Raw genomic sequence first — 15,942 nt, 5'->3', positions numbered from 1 at the left:
GACAAAAATGAGGGTTAGAAAAGTTCCGGTGGATGCGAGCAGTTCGTGCAGCTTCCCCAGCGAGGAGTTTGGCCACCGGTCCACGCCCGCTGCGTGTCCCATAGATTGGATGAACCGGCGGCAGTAAAACCTGACGCGTCGCCGCCGCCGGACGTCACGCCCACTGCAACGCCGAGATCGATGGAAGGTCTCAGCCGCAGCGGGCGCGCCGTCCGGCTTTCCTCGCGAAGAAAAACGATCGACCTCCCGCCGATCGCCGAAGCTATCGGCACCCCCGCGTGGTCAGAGCCACAAAGAGAAGTGGGGGCCCAAGGGAGGTCGATCATGCGTAGCGTAGGCCTGGATTTAGGAGCGCGCCACATCGCTTATTGCGAGGTGTGCGATGGGAAAGTCGTGGAGCGGACGAGCGTGCAACAGATCGAACAGCTCAAGGGTCGATTGGGGCCCGGGACGCTTCCGGCCATTGTCGCCTTCGAGGCAGCGCGAGAGGCTTGGTTCGTCCATGATCTCCTCCGAACCTGGGGACACGAGCCGAAGATCGTCGACACCACGCGACTCAAGACGATCGGGATAGGACACCACAAACGCAAGAACGATGCGCTCGATGCCGAGCACCTCGCCATCGCGGTCGAACAGGGGCGCATTCCCGAAGCCCACGTCCTATCGGTGGAAGGTCGAGAGCTTCGCGAGCAGTTGAGTGTCCGACAAGCGCTGGTTGAGACCCGCGCGGGTTACGTGACCACGATCCGCGGCCTCGCGCGTGCACATGGGAAAAGTGTTGCTACGTGCGATATCAGCAACTTCGTGACGCACTTGGAAGCAACCGAGATGAATCCTGGCTTGCAGAAGCTTGTTGCGCCGTTAGCCGCCATGCTGAAAGTACTCGACGAGCAGCTCGTGAGAGTGGAAGAGAAGTTGCAGAACTTGGCAGGGCGAGATCCTCGGATACGTCTTTGCGCCACAGCCCCCGGTGTAGGGCTCATCGTCGGGGCCACGTTCATGTCCGTCATGGACGATGCCCACCGTTTCAAGAATGCCCATGCGGTGAGCGCCTATCTCGGACTCGTTCCGTCCGAATCGACCACGGGAGGACCGAGCAAGCGTCGTCTCGGAGGCATCACCAAACAAGGAAACCCTCACGCGCGAGCCATGCTCGTGCAAGCAGCCCACAGCCTACTGCGCACGCGCAAGCATGCCGGGGACCCCATTCGTCTTTGGGGAATGAACATCGCCAAGAAAAAAGGAAGATCGATCGCGGCTGTCGCCGTGGCCCGACGTCTTGCTGGTGTGCTCTGGGCGATGTGTCGTGATGGGGCTTTCTACGACCCGAATACGGCCACAAAGGGGACTTTCCAGAAAAAGAGCATGCGTGGAAGCGATGAAACTCAGCGCACCGTTGCGCTCCGGCGCGCGACCAAGAAACTTCAGCGGCGATACACTCGCCGTAAGACTTCGGAGGTCACCATGACGTGACCCACCCGATGCGCCGCAGAGCGCGCGACGTTTTGAGAACCCATTGGAGGACGATGAACGCGGGGAGAGCGGTGTGAGCACGACCGAGGTAACGCCAAGGTCGAGAGCTCGCCCCGTAAATTGCGTCTCGCTCCGCCCTACGAATCCCATACTGCGTCCCGGGGCTACCCGCGACCATCGCTGCCCGGTGAACGCGAAGAGTCAATTGACGGCAAACTCGAAACACACGTCTGGCGGCCCATCTTTTTCAAAACGCAGCGGGCTCGTCTCGAGCCACAGGAGAGCTCCATGCTTCGCCAAAACACCTCCTCCCGGACGACGAAGAAAAATCCGAAGAAGAAGAAAATCGCCTTGCATAAACCGCCGGTACAGAGTCACCACTCCGCGTGTTGGTCCCGCCGGCGAGGCTCCCGTAGGAGTGGCTCCTCGCTATCAACGGGCACGTGGAGGGCTGTTGCCTCCCGCTCATACCAATGGCAACCCATCATCTCAGTCTGCGACCTTGCGAACGAGCTGTCCGGAGCACCTCGCACGAAGGTCTGCCCCGATGCATTGCCAACCGAGTGCCAACGCCATCCACCGAAGAAAGGGCACCCCATGCGGCCCTGCCCCCTGTCCGGGACGAACGGGGGCCTGTCCCGGACACCTCCGGCCCTCGCTCAACCCTAGCCGAACACCGGATTGATCTTTCGCACCTCGGACAGAGGAGCATGCTCCCCGCCGTAGGCATGCCCTGGATAGAGCATCATCTCGTCGGGGAGACGCGCCAGGCGTTGCTGCAACGTGCGCCGCATCTCCTCGGGATCGCCGCCGGGAAGGTCCACGCGACCGCAACCTTGCAGAAAGAGCGTGTCGCCCGAGACCAGCGCATCGCCCACGCGGAAGCATTGCGACCCCGGCGTATGCCCGGGCGTGTGCAGCAGCTCCACCTCCACCTCGCCCACCTTCACGCGATCGTTTCCCTCGTGCAGCACGAGGTCCGTCGTCGAGAGGCCCGTCACCTTGCGCACGCCCTCGGCCTCGTTCTTGTGCACGTGCACCGGGCACGGCGCGAGCGCCATCAGCCGCGAAAGTCCCTCGATGCTATGCCCGAAGAGCGAGCCCCCGACGTGGTCCGGATGGTAGTGCGTCACCAACGCCCCAGTGAGCTTCATGCCGTCTTCCGTGGCGCGTGTCGCAATGCCCTCCACGTCCCACGCCGGATCGACCACCAGGCATTCCCCGGCATCGCGATCTCCAATCAGGTAAACGAAATTCCGCATCTGCGTACCGGCAACGTTTCCACGTCCGATGTCGCGACCGACCAGCAATTGGCGTAGGTAGAACGAGCTCACGGCTTTTTCCGTAGCACAAGTCTCAAGGTCGCCACACGTTGCCCGATTCGCAGTCGATGTGGCGCATCTCCACGCGATCCCGCTGGATGTGAATCACGCCGAAAAGGATCGGCAATTGAAAACGGCGCGGCCCGATCGAACCCGGGTTGAACATCACCAGCCCGCGGTCCCGCCCGAGAAACGGCACGTGGGAGTGCCCGCATACGACGACCGACGCGTCCTCGGATTGCGCCAGCCTCACCGCGTCTGCGCGAAGCTTGGGGCCGTTCACGGCAATGTGGAGCAGCAGCAGCTTCCACAGGCTCGCGTCGCCGTCGCGCACATCGATGACTCGGACGTCGGGCACCTCGCTCCCGGTCCCATCGATGTTCCCACGTACGGCCGAGACCGGTGCAATCGTACCGAGCTGATCCAGAACGGAAAAATCGCCAATGTCACCCGCGTGGAGGATGCGGTGGGGGCGCTCTCTTGTGATGAGCTCGTTCGCGCGTGGATGAGGCTTGCTATGCGTGTCCGCGACCACCACCAGCCGCAACTCTCCCTCCTGAAGAGCGACCTCCTCGTGCACGACAAGCGATCTCGACGATATCTGAGCTCTGGACATCCCGTTGAAGAAACCTTAGCTGGTGGTTGCGTCACGCGCTGCATCTAGAAATGTGTTCGTTATACTAGACATGACTTTGACTTTCCTTTTCAATATGTCATAGTCTCATCCTCGGAGCCGGTTCGGCACTAACCCTTCGGCTCTGCCTGACTCGTCCATGCAAATCACACCGCCTTCTCTGGTCGATCGCGTCCCCCCGAATTACTACGTCGAGCGCGTGTTATCCGTACGACACTGGACGGATAGCCTCTTCAGCTTCCAGTGCACGCGAAACGGTGCGTTCCGATTCGAGGCGGGCCAGTTCACCATGATTGGCTTGATGTCGAATGGGAAGCCGCTCGTGCGGGCCTATTCGGTGGTGAGTGCGCCGTACGAAGAGCAGCTCGAGTTTCTCTCCATCAAGGTGGAGAACGGGCCGCTGACGAGCCAACTCCAACACATCAAGCCGGGCGACTCGATCCTCATCGGCAAGCGTCCCGTTGGCACCTTGGTGATCGGCAACCTGGAACCGGGCGGCACCCTTTGGCTGCTCGGCACCGGCACCGGGCTCGCGCCGTTCATGAGCATTTTGCGCACGCCGGACGTGTACGAGCGCTTCGATCGCATCATCTTGAGCCACACCGTGCGAACCGTCGGGGAGCTGGCCTACCACGACGAGCTCCGCGCCCTGCACAAGCACGAGCTCCTCGGTGAGATCATCGGCGACAAGTTGATCTACCACCCCGCCGTCACGCGCGAGCCGTACCCCGTGAACGAGCGCATCACGACCATGATTTCGAGCGGTCGCGTCTTCCGCGATCTGGGCGTGCCCGAGCTGAATCCCAGCCGCGATCGCGTCATGCTTTGCGGGAGCGAAGCCATGAACCACGACTGCAAGACCCTGCTCGAAGAGCGCGGCTTCACCGAGGGCAACAGCGGCGAGCGCGGGACGTTCTTGCTCGAAAAAGCCTTCGTCACGAAGTGATTCACGGCACCAGCGCGACGTCGGCCAAATCGGTCCCGCCGGGGCCGAGCGCGGACGTGCGCCGGACCTTCACACGATCCCCATCGAGTAGACGAGATCGTCCATGAAGATGCGGCGCACGACGGTGGAGCGACCGTGCGAACCGTGGTCGATGCTTCCGAGCCGCTCGAAGGCCGCGCGCACGTCCACGCGGTATACGAGCGGCCGCTGAACGTCGTGCGATCGCCGTTCTGACGTCGCCGCCTCCCTCGCGGGGGTCATGGGGATGGCGAGAAGGCCCTCCTCGGCGAAATGATTGAAGGCCAAATGGTCGCTCGTGGCCGCCGAACTCGAGCCCCGCGTTCCTAGCTTTCCGTGTGAAGGGATCGACGGGGTTCGACACGTCGAACAGCTGCAGGAGCGCGCCATCGAAATAGGCGAATGAGCCATGGTCGTCGGCGTCGAATCAGAAGCCCGGGATCTTCAGTTCGCCCAAAATGGCCGGCCGCGCGACATCGATTACCGCCTTCGCCTTCTGCCAAAATGGATACAATGCCCCCCCACGTTGGGGCTTGGTACTTTGCCGCGCGTCATGGCAATACGCAAATAGTCAATACGCGCCCGGGAACGAGGCCGCTGCCCACGTAACGCGTTTCGGAGGGCGGGCGCCAAAGTGGAATTCGTGAAGCTCGCTAACCTCGCCTCCGCCGCGTTCGTCGGCCATGTCGAAAGAGACCACGGTGGGCGTCGTCGTTTTCGGCACCGGCACCCGCGAGGGGGTGGGAGCGGTGTCCCATGGCTCGATGGCGACGGCGGGTGGCTTTTCCAATTTCACGCGATGCGTGTGCATACACGCGAAAAGCGCTAGAGCCAGACAGACGCACACCAACGTTTTCGACGACGGAACCTGCATGGGCAAATTCGTCCGACAAGGGACGCCGGCCGAAGTTCCTTGGTTGCGCTCACGTTCCCGTTGCGAACCGCCTCGCCATCTACAATGATGCGCGACATCAATGTAGCCCCCGTGCGAGGTGCCTATGCGATCTGCCTCCGTTCTTCGTAAGCGTGAGTTGCCGTTGTTGGCCGTGGCCTTGGCCGCGGCGATGGCGGTGGAATTCATTCCCTCCGTGGCCTCGGCGGCATGTGGTGCTGCCAACGTCGCGGCCAATCGGCCTGCCACCGCGTCGTCGACCGAATCGGCCTCGTTTCCTGCCTCCGCCGCCGTCGATGGCAATGGCGGTACGCGCTGGTCGAGCCAATTTTCCGATCCGCAATGGCTCCAAATCGATTTGGGCTCGAGCCAGGCCCTTTGCCAGGTCGACCTGACCTGGGAGGCGGCGTACGCATCGGCCTTTCAAATCCAGGTATCCGCCGACGGCAATGCCTGGAACAACGCGTATTCCACGAGCACGAGCAGCGGAGGCTCGCAGACCATCCCCATCAATGCCACGGGGCGCTACGTGCGCATTTACGGCACGCAGCGTGCCACGCAGTGGGGCTATTCGCTTTTCGAGGTGGCCGTGCATGCCGGCGACGGAGGCACGACGGTCCCGCCCACGGATCCGAAGAATCCCAACTTCGGCCCCAATGTCTTCGTATATGGGCCGGGGTCGTCGCAGCCCGATATGCAGAACAGGCTGAATACCATTTTCAATCAGCAGCATACGAACCAGTTCGGAACGCAGCGGTATGCCGTTCTGTTCAAACCGGGTAGCTACAACGCCGATGTGAACCTCGGGTTTTACACGCAAGTATCCGGTCTTGGAATGTCGCCCGACGACGTGACCATCAACGGCCACGTGCGTGTCGAGGCGGATTGGTTGCAGCAGGGGAGCGATCCGAACAACAAAGGAAATGCGACGCAGAACTTCTGGCGCGATGCCGAGAACCTCTCGGTGACCCTGCCCGCCGGGCAGATCGAGCGCTGGGCGGTGTCGCAGGCCGTTCCGTACCGGCGCATGCACCTGCGCGGCCAGGTGCAACTTTGGAATGGGGGCGACGGCTGGTCCAGCGGCGGCTTGATCGCCGATTCGAAGATCGATGGCCTGGTGGAATCGGGCTCCCAGCAGCAGTTCCTCACGCGCAATTCGGAGCTGGCCGGCGGATGGAGCGGCGCCAATTGGAACATGGTGTTCGTGGGCACGCCGGGCGCGCCCGCGCAATCGTTCCCCAACCCGCCCATGACCACGGTTGGGCAGACGCCCGTGGTGCGGGAGAAGCCATTTCTCTACATCGACGGAACGGGAAGCTACAACGTGTTCGTTCCGTCCCTGCGGCAGAACTCCTCGGGCACGTCATGGGGGCATGGCACGCCGGCGGGGACATCCATCTCGTTGAGCCAGTTCTTCGTGGCATCACCCTCGAGCGGGGCGGCCCTCATCAATACGGCGCTGCAAGAGGGCAAGCACGTGCTCTTCACGCCGGGTGTTTACCATCTGAATCAATCGTTGAACGTGACCCGGCCGGGCACGGTGTTGCTGGGCATCGGGCTCGCGACGTTGATTCCCGACAATGGCGTGACGGCCATTTCCGTCGCCGACGTCGACGGCGTGAAGCTCGCGGGGTTGCTCATCGACGCGGGGCCCACCAATTCGTCGGTGCTCGTGCAGGTTGGCCCGCCGGGCTCCAACGCGAGCCATGCGGCCGACCCCACGTCGCTGCACGACTTTTTCGTGCGCGTCGGCGGGGCAGGGCCGGGGCGCGCCACGCAAAGCGTGGTGGTGAACAGCCAGAACGTGATTGGCGATCATCTCTGGCTCTGGCGCGGCGACCACGGCGACGGCACCGGCTGGGAGGCGAACCCCGCGGCCAATGGCATCGTGGTCAACGGCGCGAACGTGACCATCTATGGCCTTTTCGTGGAGCATTACCAGCAACACAACGTGCTCTGGAACGGCAATGGCGGCCGCACGTACTTCTTCCAAAACGAGTTTCCCTACGATCCGCCGAACCAAGCCGCCTGGTCCAGCGGCGGCGGCAACCTGGGGTGGGCACAATACAAAGTTGGCAATTCGGTCTCGACCCACGAGGCTTGGGGCGTAGGCAGCTACTGCTACTTCAATGTGAATCCCTCCATCGTGGCCAGCCGCGCCTTCGAGGTTCCCGCCGTCTCCGGCGTGCGCTTCCACGGTCTGGTCACGGTATCGCTCGGTGGCGTGGGGACGATCAACCACGTCATCAACGACACCGGCCCCACCGCCAACACCTCCAATCAGGTCGTCAAATGGCCGAACTTCCCTTAGGACGCGCAAGAAATGATGGATTGAACATGAAGGCGGGAAGGCGGGAAGGGTTTTAGAGTTCCTGCGGGTGCAGCGCGCGCGCTGCACCTGCAGGTTTCTTCCTGCACCTTGCGCCGCGGGAAAGGCGCATTTTCGCGGCGTCGGTGCGGGCACATCGCTTGCGTAGCTCGAGGCATGTCCTTGAGTCCCTTTCGAGAACCGTATCCTGCCCCGTTCGACGCAAGCGCGCCGTTCCTTGGTCCCCGACCCACACGCGCCATCGACGTGATAAAGTGGCGCCTTTTCCGGAAGGGGGTCTCGAATCCGTTGCCCGTCGCGTCCCAAGTCGAGAGCGCTCACCAGAAGATGGTGAACAAGCGCATCAAGTTCATTGCACATTACATCGTTTTCTCGATGGTGGTCGCGTTGGTGGCCTTTACGGGGGGCTTGAAGCCGGCGATCATCCTCGGGCTTTCCTGGGGAATAGGTCTCGCCAGTCACGGATTTTCGGCGGTCCTTGCGCCGATGCTGCGACAACGCTGGGCCGAGAAAGAGCCCGATCCGCTCCCGGCGACCATGATGTCGCCCGAGCGGCGCGTTCTCGAGGGCCGGCATGCGCGCTCGCTCGAGGAGTTGTCGGCATCGATTGCCCACGAGATTCGCAACCCGATCACGGCAGCGAAGAGCCTCGTCGCGCAGATGGGGGAGGATCCATCGTCGCCCGACAACGTGGAATACGCGCGGGTTGCCCTCGAGGAGCTCGATAGGGTCGAGCGATCCATTGCGCACCTCCTTCGCTTCGCCCGCGACGAGGAGATCGTCATGGGGGACACCAAGATGAGCGAGATCGTCGATTCGGCGCTCGAGAGCTTTCGCGACCGCTTTGCGCGTGGCAACGTGGTGGTCAAGCGCGCCATCGACACCGATGGTGCGATGCGTGCCGACGCGGAAAAGATCCGCCGCGTGGTGATCAACCTCGTTCAAAATGCACTCGACGCGCTGGAAGAAGGTTCGGTGCTCGATCCCTGCATCGAGATCTCGGCGGGCGAAAACCTCGCCGGCACGGAGGTCTGGTTGCGCGTTCGCGACAACGGCGCGGGGATCCCGCCCGAGCGTCTCCCGCAGATTTTCCAGCCGTTCTACACGTCGAAAAAGACGGGGACCGGGCTCGGTTTGGCCGTGTCCAAGAAGATTGCCGACGCACACGGCGGATCGCTGGAAGCGTTCGGAGCGCCGGGGACCGGCACCGAGATGACCTTGACCTTGCCCAAGGGGCTTCCTTGAGCACGGCGAGCGCGCGCATTCTGGTGGCGGAAGACGAGCGTGCCATTCAGCTCGCCCTGAGCGGTCTTTTGCGGCGCCTGGGCTACGAGGTCGAGCAGGCACACGATGGCGCGGAGGCGCTGCGCAAGCTTCAGGAAGGCGTTTTCGATCTGGTCCTCACCGACCTCGCACTCGGCGAAGGTCCGAGCGGGATGGACGTGCTTCGCGCATCGAAAGAAGCGCGTCCCGAGACGCCGGTGGTCATGATCACGGCGTACGGATCGGAAAAAGTGGCCGTGCAGGCCATGAAGAGCGGCGCCGAAGATTACGTACCGAAGCCCTTCGACAACGACGAGATTCGCCTGGTGGTGACGCGCGCGCTCGACCGGACGCGCCTCGCCCGCGAACACCGCCTGCTGCTCGAGCGGGTGACGCGTGATTATGGCTTCGCATCGCTCATTGGGGCCGGCCCCGCCATGCGTACGGTGTTCGGTCAGATTCAGAAGGTCGCAGAGACCGATCTGACCGTTCTCGTGCGCGGCGAGAGCGGCAGCGGGAAGGAGCTCGTCGCGCAAGCGATCCACCAATGCAGCCCGCGGTCGGAGCGGCCGTTCGTGCCCGTGAACTGTGCGGCCATCAGCCGCGAGCTCGTCGAGAGTGAGCTCTTCGGGCACGAGAAGGGCGCCTTTACGGGGGCCAGCGCACGGCGCATCGGTCGTTTCGAGGCGGCCAGCGGTGGAACGATCTTCCTCGACGAGATTGGCGACATGCCCCTGGAGACGCAAGCGAAGGTGCTCCGCGTTCTCGAGGAACGATCCTTCGAGCGGGTGGGCGGCAATCGCCCGATCGAGGCGAACGTTCGCGTGGTGGCGGCGACCCATCGCGATCTCGAGGCCGAGGTGGCACGGGGCCGCTACCGCGAGGACTTGTACTATCGGCTCAAGGTGGTGGAAATCGTGGTGCCTCCTTTGCGCGAACGGCTCGAGGACGTGCCGGCCTTGGTGAGCCGTTTTCTCGAGCGCCTCGCAACGCGTCTCGGCCGCGACAAGCGCACGATGAGCTCGCGGGCGATGGCTCGTCTCGCGGCGCATTCGTGGCCAGGCAACGTGCGCGAACTCCGCCACGTGGTCGAACAAGCCGCGGTTCTCGCATCGGAGGACGTGATCGACGAAGCCGATCTCCGCCTCGGCGCTGCCTCGATGGCGGGCGCCAAGGAGGTCGCCATCACGTCCTTCAGCGAAGCAAAGCGCCGGATGATCGAAGACTTCGAGCGCCGCTTCATCGCGACCGCGCTCGAGCGCCACGGCGGCAACATCTCCCAAACCGCCGATGCCATCGGCATGGTGCGCCAAAGCCTCCAACAAAAGATGAAAGAGCTCGGCCTCCGCGCCGACGGCAAGAGCTAGGGCGTCGTCAGTACGGGATGAAGCCAGACCAGGAGACGCCGTTGCCGCCCCCGGGGATGCAGGCGAGGTAGCCGGTCGGAACCGCGAGTCGCATGCCGTGGGCCTCTCTGTCCGTCCACAGTGCGGGCGTCCCGGAATACGAGCAAGTGCCTCCGGGAACAATGTAAACCTTGATATCGGGTGCGCTTCTCGGCGCCAGATCCGTGATGATGAAAGGCCCATTAATCTGTCCGGTGGCGCTGCCGTAGATGTGTCCCTGGCGGATCTGCGCGACATCCGTATCGGCTGTCACCACGGCGTTGGCCGGGATGGCATTGGCCGCTCGCGATTGGGCCGATGCCAGATGCACACCCATCACCGAAACGATGCCCGCAACGACGCCAAGTCCAAGAAACGACATTTTCCCCAAAGCGATCATGGCCACACTCTCCTGTTGGAGAACGTATCGGCCACGCCTACGCGTCGGTTGCTTCCAAAGAGCCTCTATTCGGCCGGCGCTTCGGCGGCATCGGTCGTGATGTTCGCGGCGCGGTCGTAGGCCTCGCGGTCCAAGATGTTCTCTTTGGCTGCCACCAGCAGCGGCACCACGATTTGGCCGGCGACATTGGTCGCCGTGCGCATCATGTCCAAAATCGGATCGATGGCCAGGAGCAAACCTGCGCCTGCGAGCGGCAGCCGCAACGTCGACAAGGTCAGGGTCAGCATCACCGTGGCGCCGGTGAGCCCTGCGGTGGCGGCGGAGCCGATGACCGACACGAACACGATGAGCATGTACTCGCCCGGCCCCAAGGGCACATCGAAGATCTGCGCCACGAAGATCGCGGACAGCGCCGGGTAGATCGAGGCGCAACCGTCCATCTTCGTGGTTGCGCCGAACGGCACGGCAAACGAGGCATACTCCCTCGGCACGCCGAGTTGCTCGGTGACCTTTTGCGTCACCGGCATGGTGCCCACGGAAGAGCGCGACACGAAAGCCAATTGAAGCGCGGGCCAGGCGCCCTTGTAGAAGTGCAGCGGATTCAGTTTGCCCACACCCCAAAGAAGCAGCGGATAGACGCCGAACATCACGATGGCGCACCCGACGTAGATGTCCGCCGTGAACGTCGCGTACTTGCCCAGCAGGTTCCACCCGTACGTGGAAATCGCCTTGCCCACGAGCCCCAAGGTGCCGAGCGGCGCGAGGCGAATGACCCACCAGAGGGCCTTCTGCAAGAGCGCCAACACCGAGCGGCTGAACGCCAGCACCGGCTCCGCCTTGTCGCCCAGCTTCAGCGCGGCAATGCCGGCGACGGTGGCCAGAAAGACAATCTGCAACACATTGAGCTTGGTGAACGGCGTCACCATGTCCGACGGAATGATGCCCGTCAGAAAATCGATCCACGAGCCCGTGTGCGAGGGCTGCTTTCCATCGGCCGCCGTGAGGCCGGTGCCCGCGCCCGGGTTCGTGAGCAGCCCGATGCCGATGCCAAGGACCACCGCAATGAGCGACGTCGTCATGAACCAAAGCAACGTGCGCGTGGCCAAGCGGGCCGCGTTCTTCACCTGCCGCAGGTTCGTGATGGACACCAGAATGGCGAAGAACACGAGCGGCGCGACGGCCAACTTCAGCAATTGGACGAAGATTGAACCAATCTTCTCGAGCGTCGTGCTCAGCCAGGCAATCTCGTACGACTTGGCAAGCCAACCGAGCAACGCCCCCAGTACGAGCCCGAGTGTAATCTGCAGCCAAAAAGGAAACTTGGAACCACGAGGGGCGGCCATCCGTCCGATTGTACCGCCCCTCGGGACCGTCGCGTCTACTTCCCTATCGTGAATGTGTCGATATCGAACAGCGAGCCGGACCCACCGGTAAAGGTGAGGAACAATGCGCCCGTTCCATTGCCGTTGAGCGTGGTTGAGACCGTTGCAAAGGTCTCCCAGCCGCCCGTCGGACTCACGTTGACCGAGCCGAGCTCGGGGCCGGTCGCCGATCCCGAGCGGATGTGGATCACCCCGCCCGCACCGGCCGACGAGACCCGGGCCGAGAACTTCGTGGCCCCGGTGGTGCTCACCGACGAGTAGCCTGCCCAGTCACCGTTGTCGATGTACCCCAGCGTGTTGCCCCCGCTGGCCGGCCCGTGCGCTGCAACCTGCACCCCCGAGCCCGACGTGTACGACTCGCCCTCGATGGTGGTCGGCGGCGTGCCGTCCGGTGCGCAATTGGCCGAGACCGCGCCGGTGGCGTACTTGATGCCGCCGAGCAACAGCGTGCGGAACGCCGCGTCGGAGTACGACTCCGTCGTGTGCCCGAGCCCCGTGTAGAACGAGCGCCCGCTGCCTTGGGGATGGCACCAGGTGATGGGATGGTCGCCCATCTCGCCGCCCGAGTAGCTGCCCTCGTCGACGTTCTGCAGCACGTGCACGGCCGCCCGCGGGTTGGTGCGGTAGTTGTACCACTCGTCGACGCGCGTCCACGTTGGCCCGAGGTGCGACGTGGCCGGGTGCGTCCGATCCTCCGTGCGAACCACGGCCTGCGGGGTTCCGGCGGGATGGCTCTTGAACCACGCCCCCACCAGCTGCCCGTAGTAGGGCCAATCGTATTCGGTGTCCGCCGCGGCGTGCACGCCGACGTAACCACCGCCCCCATCGACGTACGCTTGCAGCGCATTCTGTTGCGTCGCATCGAGCACGTCCCCGGTCGTACTGAGGAACACCACCGCCTTGAACGCGCCCAGGTTGGCTGGGTTGAACGCCGTACTGTCCTCCGTCGCGGTCACGGTGAACCCATTCGCCGAGCCCAATTGGCGGATGGCTTCGATGCCTGCCGGAATCGAATCATGACGGAACCCCGCCGTCTTCGAGAACACCAGCACCTGATTGGGATCGGCGTTCTGCGTCGTCTCGAAGGTGAACGCATCGACGTCGAACAGGTTGCCCTGCCCGGTGGGGCCCTTGAAGACGAGGTAGAGCGTGGTCGTCCCGCCGGGCACGTTGCTCAGGTTCGCCGACACGTTGACGAAGGTCTCCCAGCCGCCCGTGTTGGCCACGGCCACCGAGCCAAGCAAGGTGCCCGTCGCCGAGCCCGTGCGCACCTCGATGGTGCCGCCCGGCCCGCCGGAGGAAACGCGCGCCGTGAACTTCGTTGCATTGCCCAGCGCGTACGGATCGAAAGAGACCCAATCGCCGTTGTCGGTGAAGCCGACGGTGCTTCCGCCTTCGGCGGGGCCGTGCGTGGCGATCTGAATCCCGGATTGCGCCGTGAAGTGCTCTCCCTGCCGATGCCGCGGCTGCAGCCGCTTGATGCTGTGCGAGGTGAGCCCGCCGTTGTCCGTGTATTCGGCATCGAAGACGCCGTAGATGTTCGCCGCCGCGTCATGCTCCCCATCGACCGGAACCAGGATCGACCCCGAGCAGCCATTCTTCGAGGTGATCTGGTGCGCATGGCTGTCGTGACCGAGCGAATAGGTCACTTTGACCTTGCTGCAATCGATGGTGCCGTCCTCCGGATCGCTCACGCTCACCGTGAAGGGCACATTGTCGCCGAAGGAGAACAGTTGCCCATGCACCGGTGTCTGCATGTTCACCGTGGGCGCGGTGTTGCCCGCGGTGATCACCAAGCTCGCCGAGCCGGTCAGCCCCTCGGGATCGCGCACGGTGAGCGTGGGCTGGAACGTGTTTTTCGTCGTGTACGTGTGCGTCGGATTCGCCTCCGTGGAGGTGGCGCCGTCGCCGAAATTCCACGAGTACGTCAGCGCCTTGCCCTCGGGATCGCTGCTGCCGGCGGACGAGAATGCGACGGTGAGCGGCGTCGGGCCCGATGTCCTGTCGGCCGCCGCCTTGGCGATGGGATTGCGGTTTTGCCCGCCGATGTACTCGATGCGGTAAAGTGCCTGGTTGTCGCTCCCGGTGCCATAATCGAGCACGTACAGCGCACCGTCGGGGCCGAACCGCGAATCGATGATCTGGGTGCCCTGCCAGGGGAAATCCTCGATGATACCCGGCGAGCCGTCGCTTCTCACCTCGACCGCCTTGATCCATTTGCGCCCGTACTCGGTGGCGAAATAGCGCCCGTCGAGCGACTGCGGGAACTTGATGGTCGAGGTCGAATTCGCATCGTACCGGTACAACTCACCGCCCATCGGTGACTCGGAACCGCTGCCGAATTCGGGCGGCGAGCCGGCATCGCCCGCGTAGCGGATCCACGCCGGTTTTGCGGGTGGCAACGTTGTCAATCCGGTGTTGCGGAAGGAGTTGTTCGTCGGGCCATTGGTGCAATCGTACTTCGCGCCCGAGGGGCCGCTGGGGAAGGTGTACTCGTTGTATGTCTCCGAGGCGGTGTTCGAGCCGGTGCAGTACGGCCAGCCGAAATTGCCCGGCCCCGTGATGCGATCGAACTCCACCTGCCCTTGCGGCCCGCGGTTGGGATCCGTGGTGCCGGCGTCGGGGCCATAATCGCCGAGGTAAACGATGCCCGTGGCCTTGTCCACGGACATGCGGAAGGGATTGCGGAACCCCATCGCGTAAATCTCGGGCCGCGTCTTCGCCGTGCCCGGCGCGAACAGGTTCCCCGATGGAATCGAGTACGTCCCATTGGCCAGCGGCTTGATGCGCAGCACCTTCCCGCGCAAGTCGTTGCTGTTGGCCGCGGTGCGCTGGGCATCGTACTGCGGATTTCGATCCGTGCGCTCATCGAGCGGAGCAAATCCGGCGGAGTCGAAGGGATTCGTATCGTCGCCGGTGCTCAAATAAAGGTTGCCGCTGGCGTCGAAGTCGATGTCACCACCGACGTGGCAACATTGGCCGCGGTCGTTGGGCACCTCCAAAACGACCTTTTCGCTGGCCATATCGAGCGTGCCGTCCGTCTTCAGGACGAAACGCGACAGATTGAGGTGGCCCTTCCACGGCTCGAAGTCGGCCGCGGTGCCGGTGACCGGCGCATCTCCCCCGGGCGTGTTCAGCGTCGGCGAATAATACAGATAAATGAACCGGTTGCTGGCAAATCCCGGGTCGGCGGCGACACCCTGGAGCCCTTCTTCATCGTGCGTGTATACGTTCAATTTGCCGGCTACTTTGGTATTGCCGGCAGCGTCCGTGAGTCGAACGGTTCCGTCACGCGCCGTGTGAAGCACGGATCGATCGGGCAACACCGTGAGCGACATGGGCTCACCCAGTTCGGCAGCGCCCAATGCGAGTTGAACATGCTGATAATCGGACGCTGGGATCGCGTCAGCATTGAGATTGTCACTGCGCGTGCCGGACGATCCATTGATGGAGCAGCCGGCGAGTGCGAGCACGATGAGCGAAAACAGCTTCGATCGCGCCTCGGGCAACAACGAGACAAGCGTCATGAATCTCCTCCTTCCTGACCTGTGCTGCGTGGGCTTACGTGAGAGAGGCGGGGCGGGGCGAGTCAGGCATTCATGTCGCATCCGCCATGGGAGATTTTCTTTGCGCAAACGGATGCAATCGGTCGCGCCATCCATTGGCGGATACCGCGATATTCCTAGATGGACAAACCTATTTGCAAACTATTTTTAAGTTTTTGCATAGTGTCAGTGAGCGCTGAATTGTCAAGACGCACTCATGGCTTTGCCCATCAAATGATACCGCGTCAAAACGTCCGATTGTCTCGGAGCATTGTGTCACCCACATTGTTGGCCATTTAGGACTAAGCGAACTTCTTTCCCGTACACGTTCCCGTTCCCGTTCCCGTACACGA

At 63.1% G+C, this 15,942-nt stretch carries 12 protein-coding genes; 5 read left to right on the top strand and 7 right to left on the bottom strand.

Going from position 1 to position 15,942, the window contains the following annotated elements:
• Nucleotides 1-324 precede the first annotated feature (324 nt).
• Nucleotides 325-1,473, top strand: a complete 1,149-nt coding sequence (locus tag LZC95_29205; protein WXA90523.1) for an IS110 family transposase — start codon at nt 325-327, stop codon at nt 1,471-1,473.
• A 665-nt stretch (nt 1,474-2,138) separates the two neighbouring features.
• Here the strand turns inward: LZC95_29205 and LZC95_29200 are convergent.
• Both LZC95_29200 and LZC95_29195 read right to left on the bottom strand, forming a co-directional pair.
• A complete protein-coding gene (locus LZC95_29200; protein ID WXA90522.1) occupies nt 2,139-2,807 on the bottom strand; it encodes an MBL fold metallo-hydrolase in 669 nt (222 codons plus the stop codon).
• Nucleotides 2,808-2,829: 22 nt separating this feature from the next.
• Complete coding sequence (locus tag LZC95_29195; protein ID WXA90521.1) at nt 2,830-3,375, bottom strand: metallophosphatase family protein; 546 nt, start codon at nt 3,373-3,375, stop codon at nt 2,830-2,832.
• A 193-nt stretch (nt 3,376-3,568) separates the two neighbouring features.
• On the opposite strand from LZC95_29195, the gene LZC95_29190 reads away from it, so the two are divergent.
• Complete coding sequence (locus LZC95_29190) at nt 3,569-4,375, top strand: ferredoxin--NADP reductase (GenBank protein ID WXA90520.1); 807 nt, start codon at nt 3,569-3,571, stop codon at nt 4,373-4,375.
• Between the two features lie 69 nt (nt 4,376-4,444).
• On the opposite strand, the gene LZC95_29185 is transcribed toward LZC95_29190, so the two are convergent.
• Nucleotides 4,445-4,804, bottom strand: coding sequence for a beta-propeller domain-containing protein (locus tag LZC95_29185; GenBank protein ID WXA90519.1), 360 nt, complete (start codon nt 4,802-4,804; stop codon nt 4,445-4,447).
• 160 nt (nt 4,805-4,964) lie between these two features.
• Complete coding sequence (locus LZC95_29180) at nt 4,965-5,189, bottom strand: hypothetical protein (GenBank protein ID WXA90518.1); 225 nt, start codon at nt 5,187-5,189, stop codon at nt 4,965-4,967.
• A 202-nt stretch (nt 5,190-5,391) separates the two neighbouring features.
• On the opposite strand from LZC95_29180, the gene LZC95_29175 reads away from it, so the two are divergent.
• The 3 genes from LZC95_29175 to LZC95_29165 all read left to right on the top strand — a co-directional run bounded on the left by LZC95_29175 (nt 5,392) and on the right by LZC95_29165 (nt 10,244).
• Nucleotides 5,392-7,596, top strand: coding sequence for a discoidin domain-containing protein (locus LZC95_29175; GenBank protein WXA90517.1), 2,205 nt, complete (start codon nt 5,392-5,394; stop codon nt 7,594-7,596).
• A 306-nt stretch (nt 7,597-7,902) separates the two neighbouring features.
• On the top strand, nt 7,903-8,859 hold the full coding sequence (locus LZC95_29170) for an ATP-binding protein (GenBank protein ID WXA90516.1): 957 nt from the start codon (nt 7,903-7,905) through the stop codon (nt 8,857-8,859).
• The gene (locus tag LZC95_29165) at nt 8,856-10,244 is read left to right on the top strand and encodes a sigma-54 dependent transcriptional regulator (GenBank protein WXA90515.1); all 1,389 of its coding nucleotides are present in this window, start codon (nt 8,856-8,858) and stop codon (nt 10,242-10,244) included. Before LZC95_29170 ends, LZC95_29165 begins: the two co-directional genes overlap by 4 nt.
• Before the next feature lie 7 nt (nt 10,245-10,251).
• Here the strand turns inward: LZC95_29165 and LZC95_29160 are convergent, their stop codons facing one another.
• The 3 genes from LZC95_29160 to LZC95_29150 form a co-directional block, all read right to left on the bottom strand.
• Nucleotides 10,252-10,662 (bottom strand): hypothetical protein, encoded by a 411-nt coding sequence (locus LZC95_29160; protein ID WXA90514.1) that lies wholly within the window; start codon nt 10,660-10,662, stop codon nt 10,252-10,254.
• A 65-nt stretch (nt 10,663-10,727) separates the two neighbouring features.
• Nucleotides 10,728-12,005 carry a dicarboxylate/amino acid:cation symporter gene (locus tag LZC95_29155; GenBank protein ID WXA90513.1) on the bottom strand — a complete coding sequence of 426 codons (1,278 nt, stop codon included), beginning with the start codon at nt 12,003-12,005 and terminating at the stop codon, nt 10,728-10,730.
• Nucleotides 12,006-12,040: 35 nt separating this feature from the next.
• Nucleotides 12,041-15,571 (bottom strand): ThuA domain-containing protein, encoded by a 3,531-nt coding sequence (locus LZC95_29150; protein WXA90512.1) that lies wholly within the window; start codon nt 15,569-15,571, stop codon nt 12,041-12,043.
• Between the last annotated feature and the right edge of the window lie 371 nt (nt 15,572-15,942).

This window comes from Sorangiineae bacterium MSr12523 (genome assembly GCA_037157775.1).
Lineage (GTDB): Bacteria > Myxococcota_A > Polyangia > Polyangiales > Polyangiaceae > Pendulispora > Pendulispora brunnea.
This window is presented reverse-complemented; position numbering and strand designations above follow the sequence as displayed.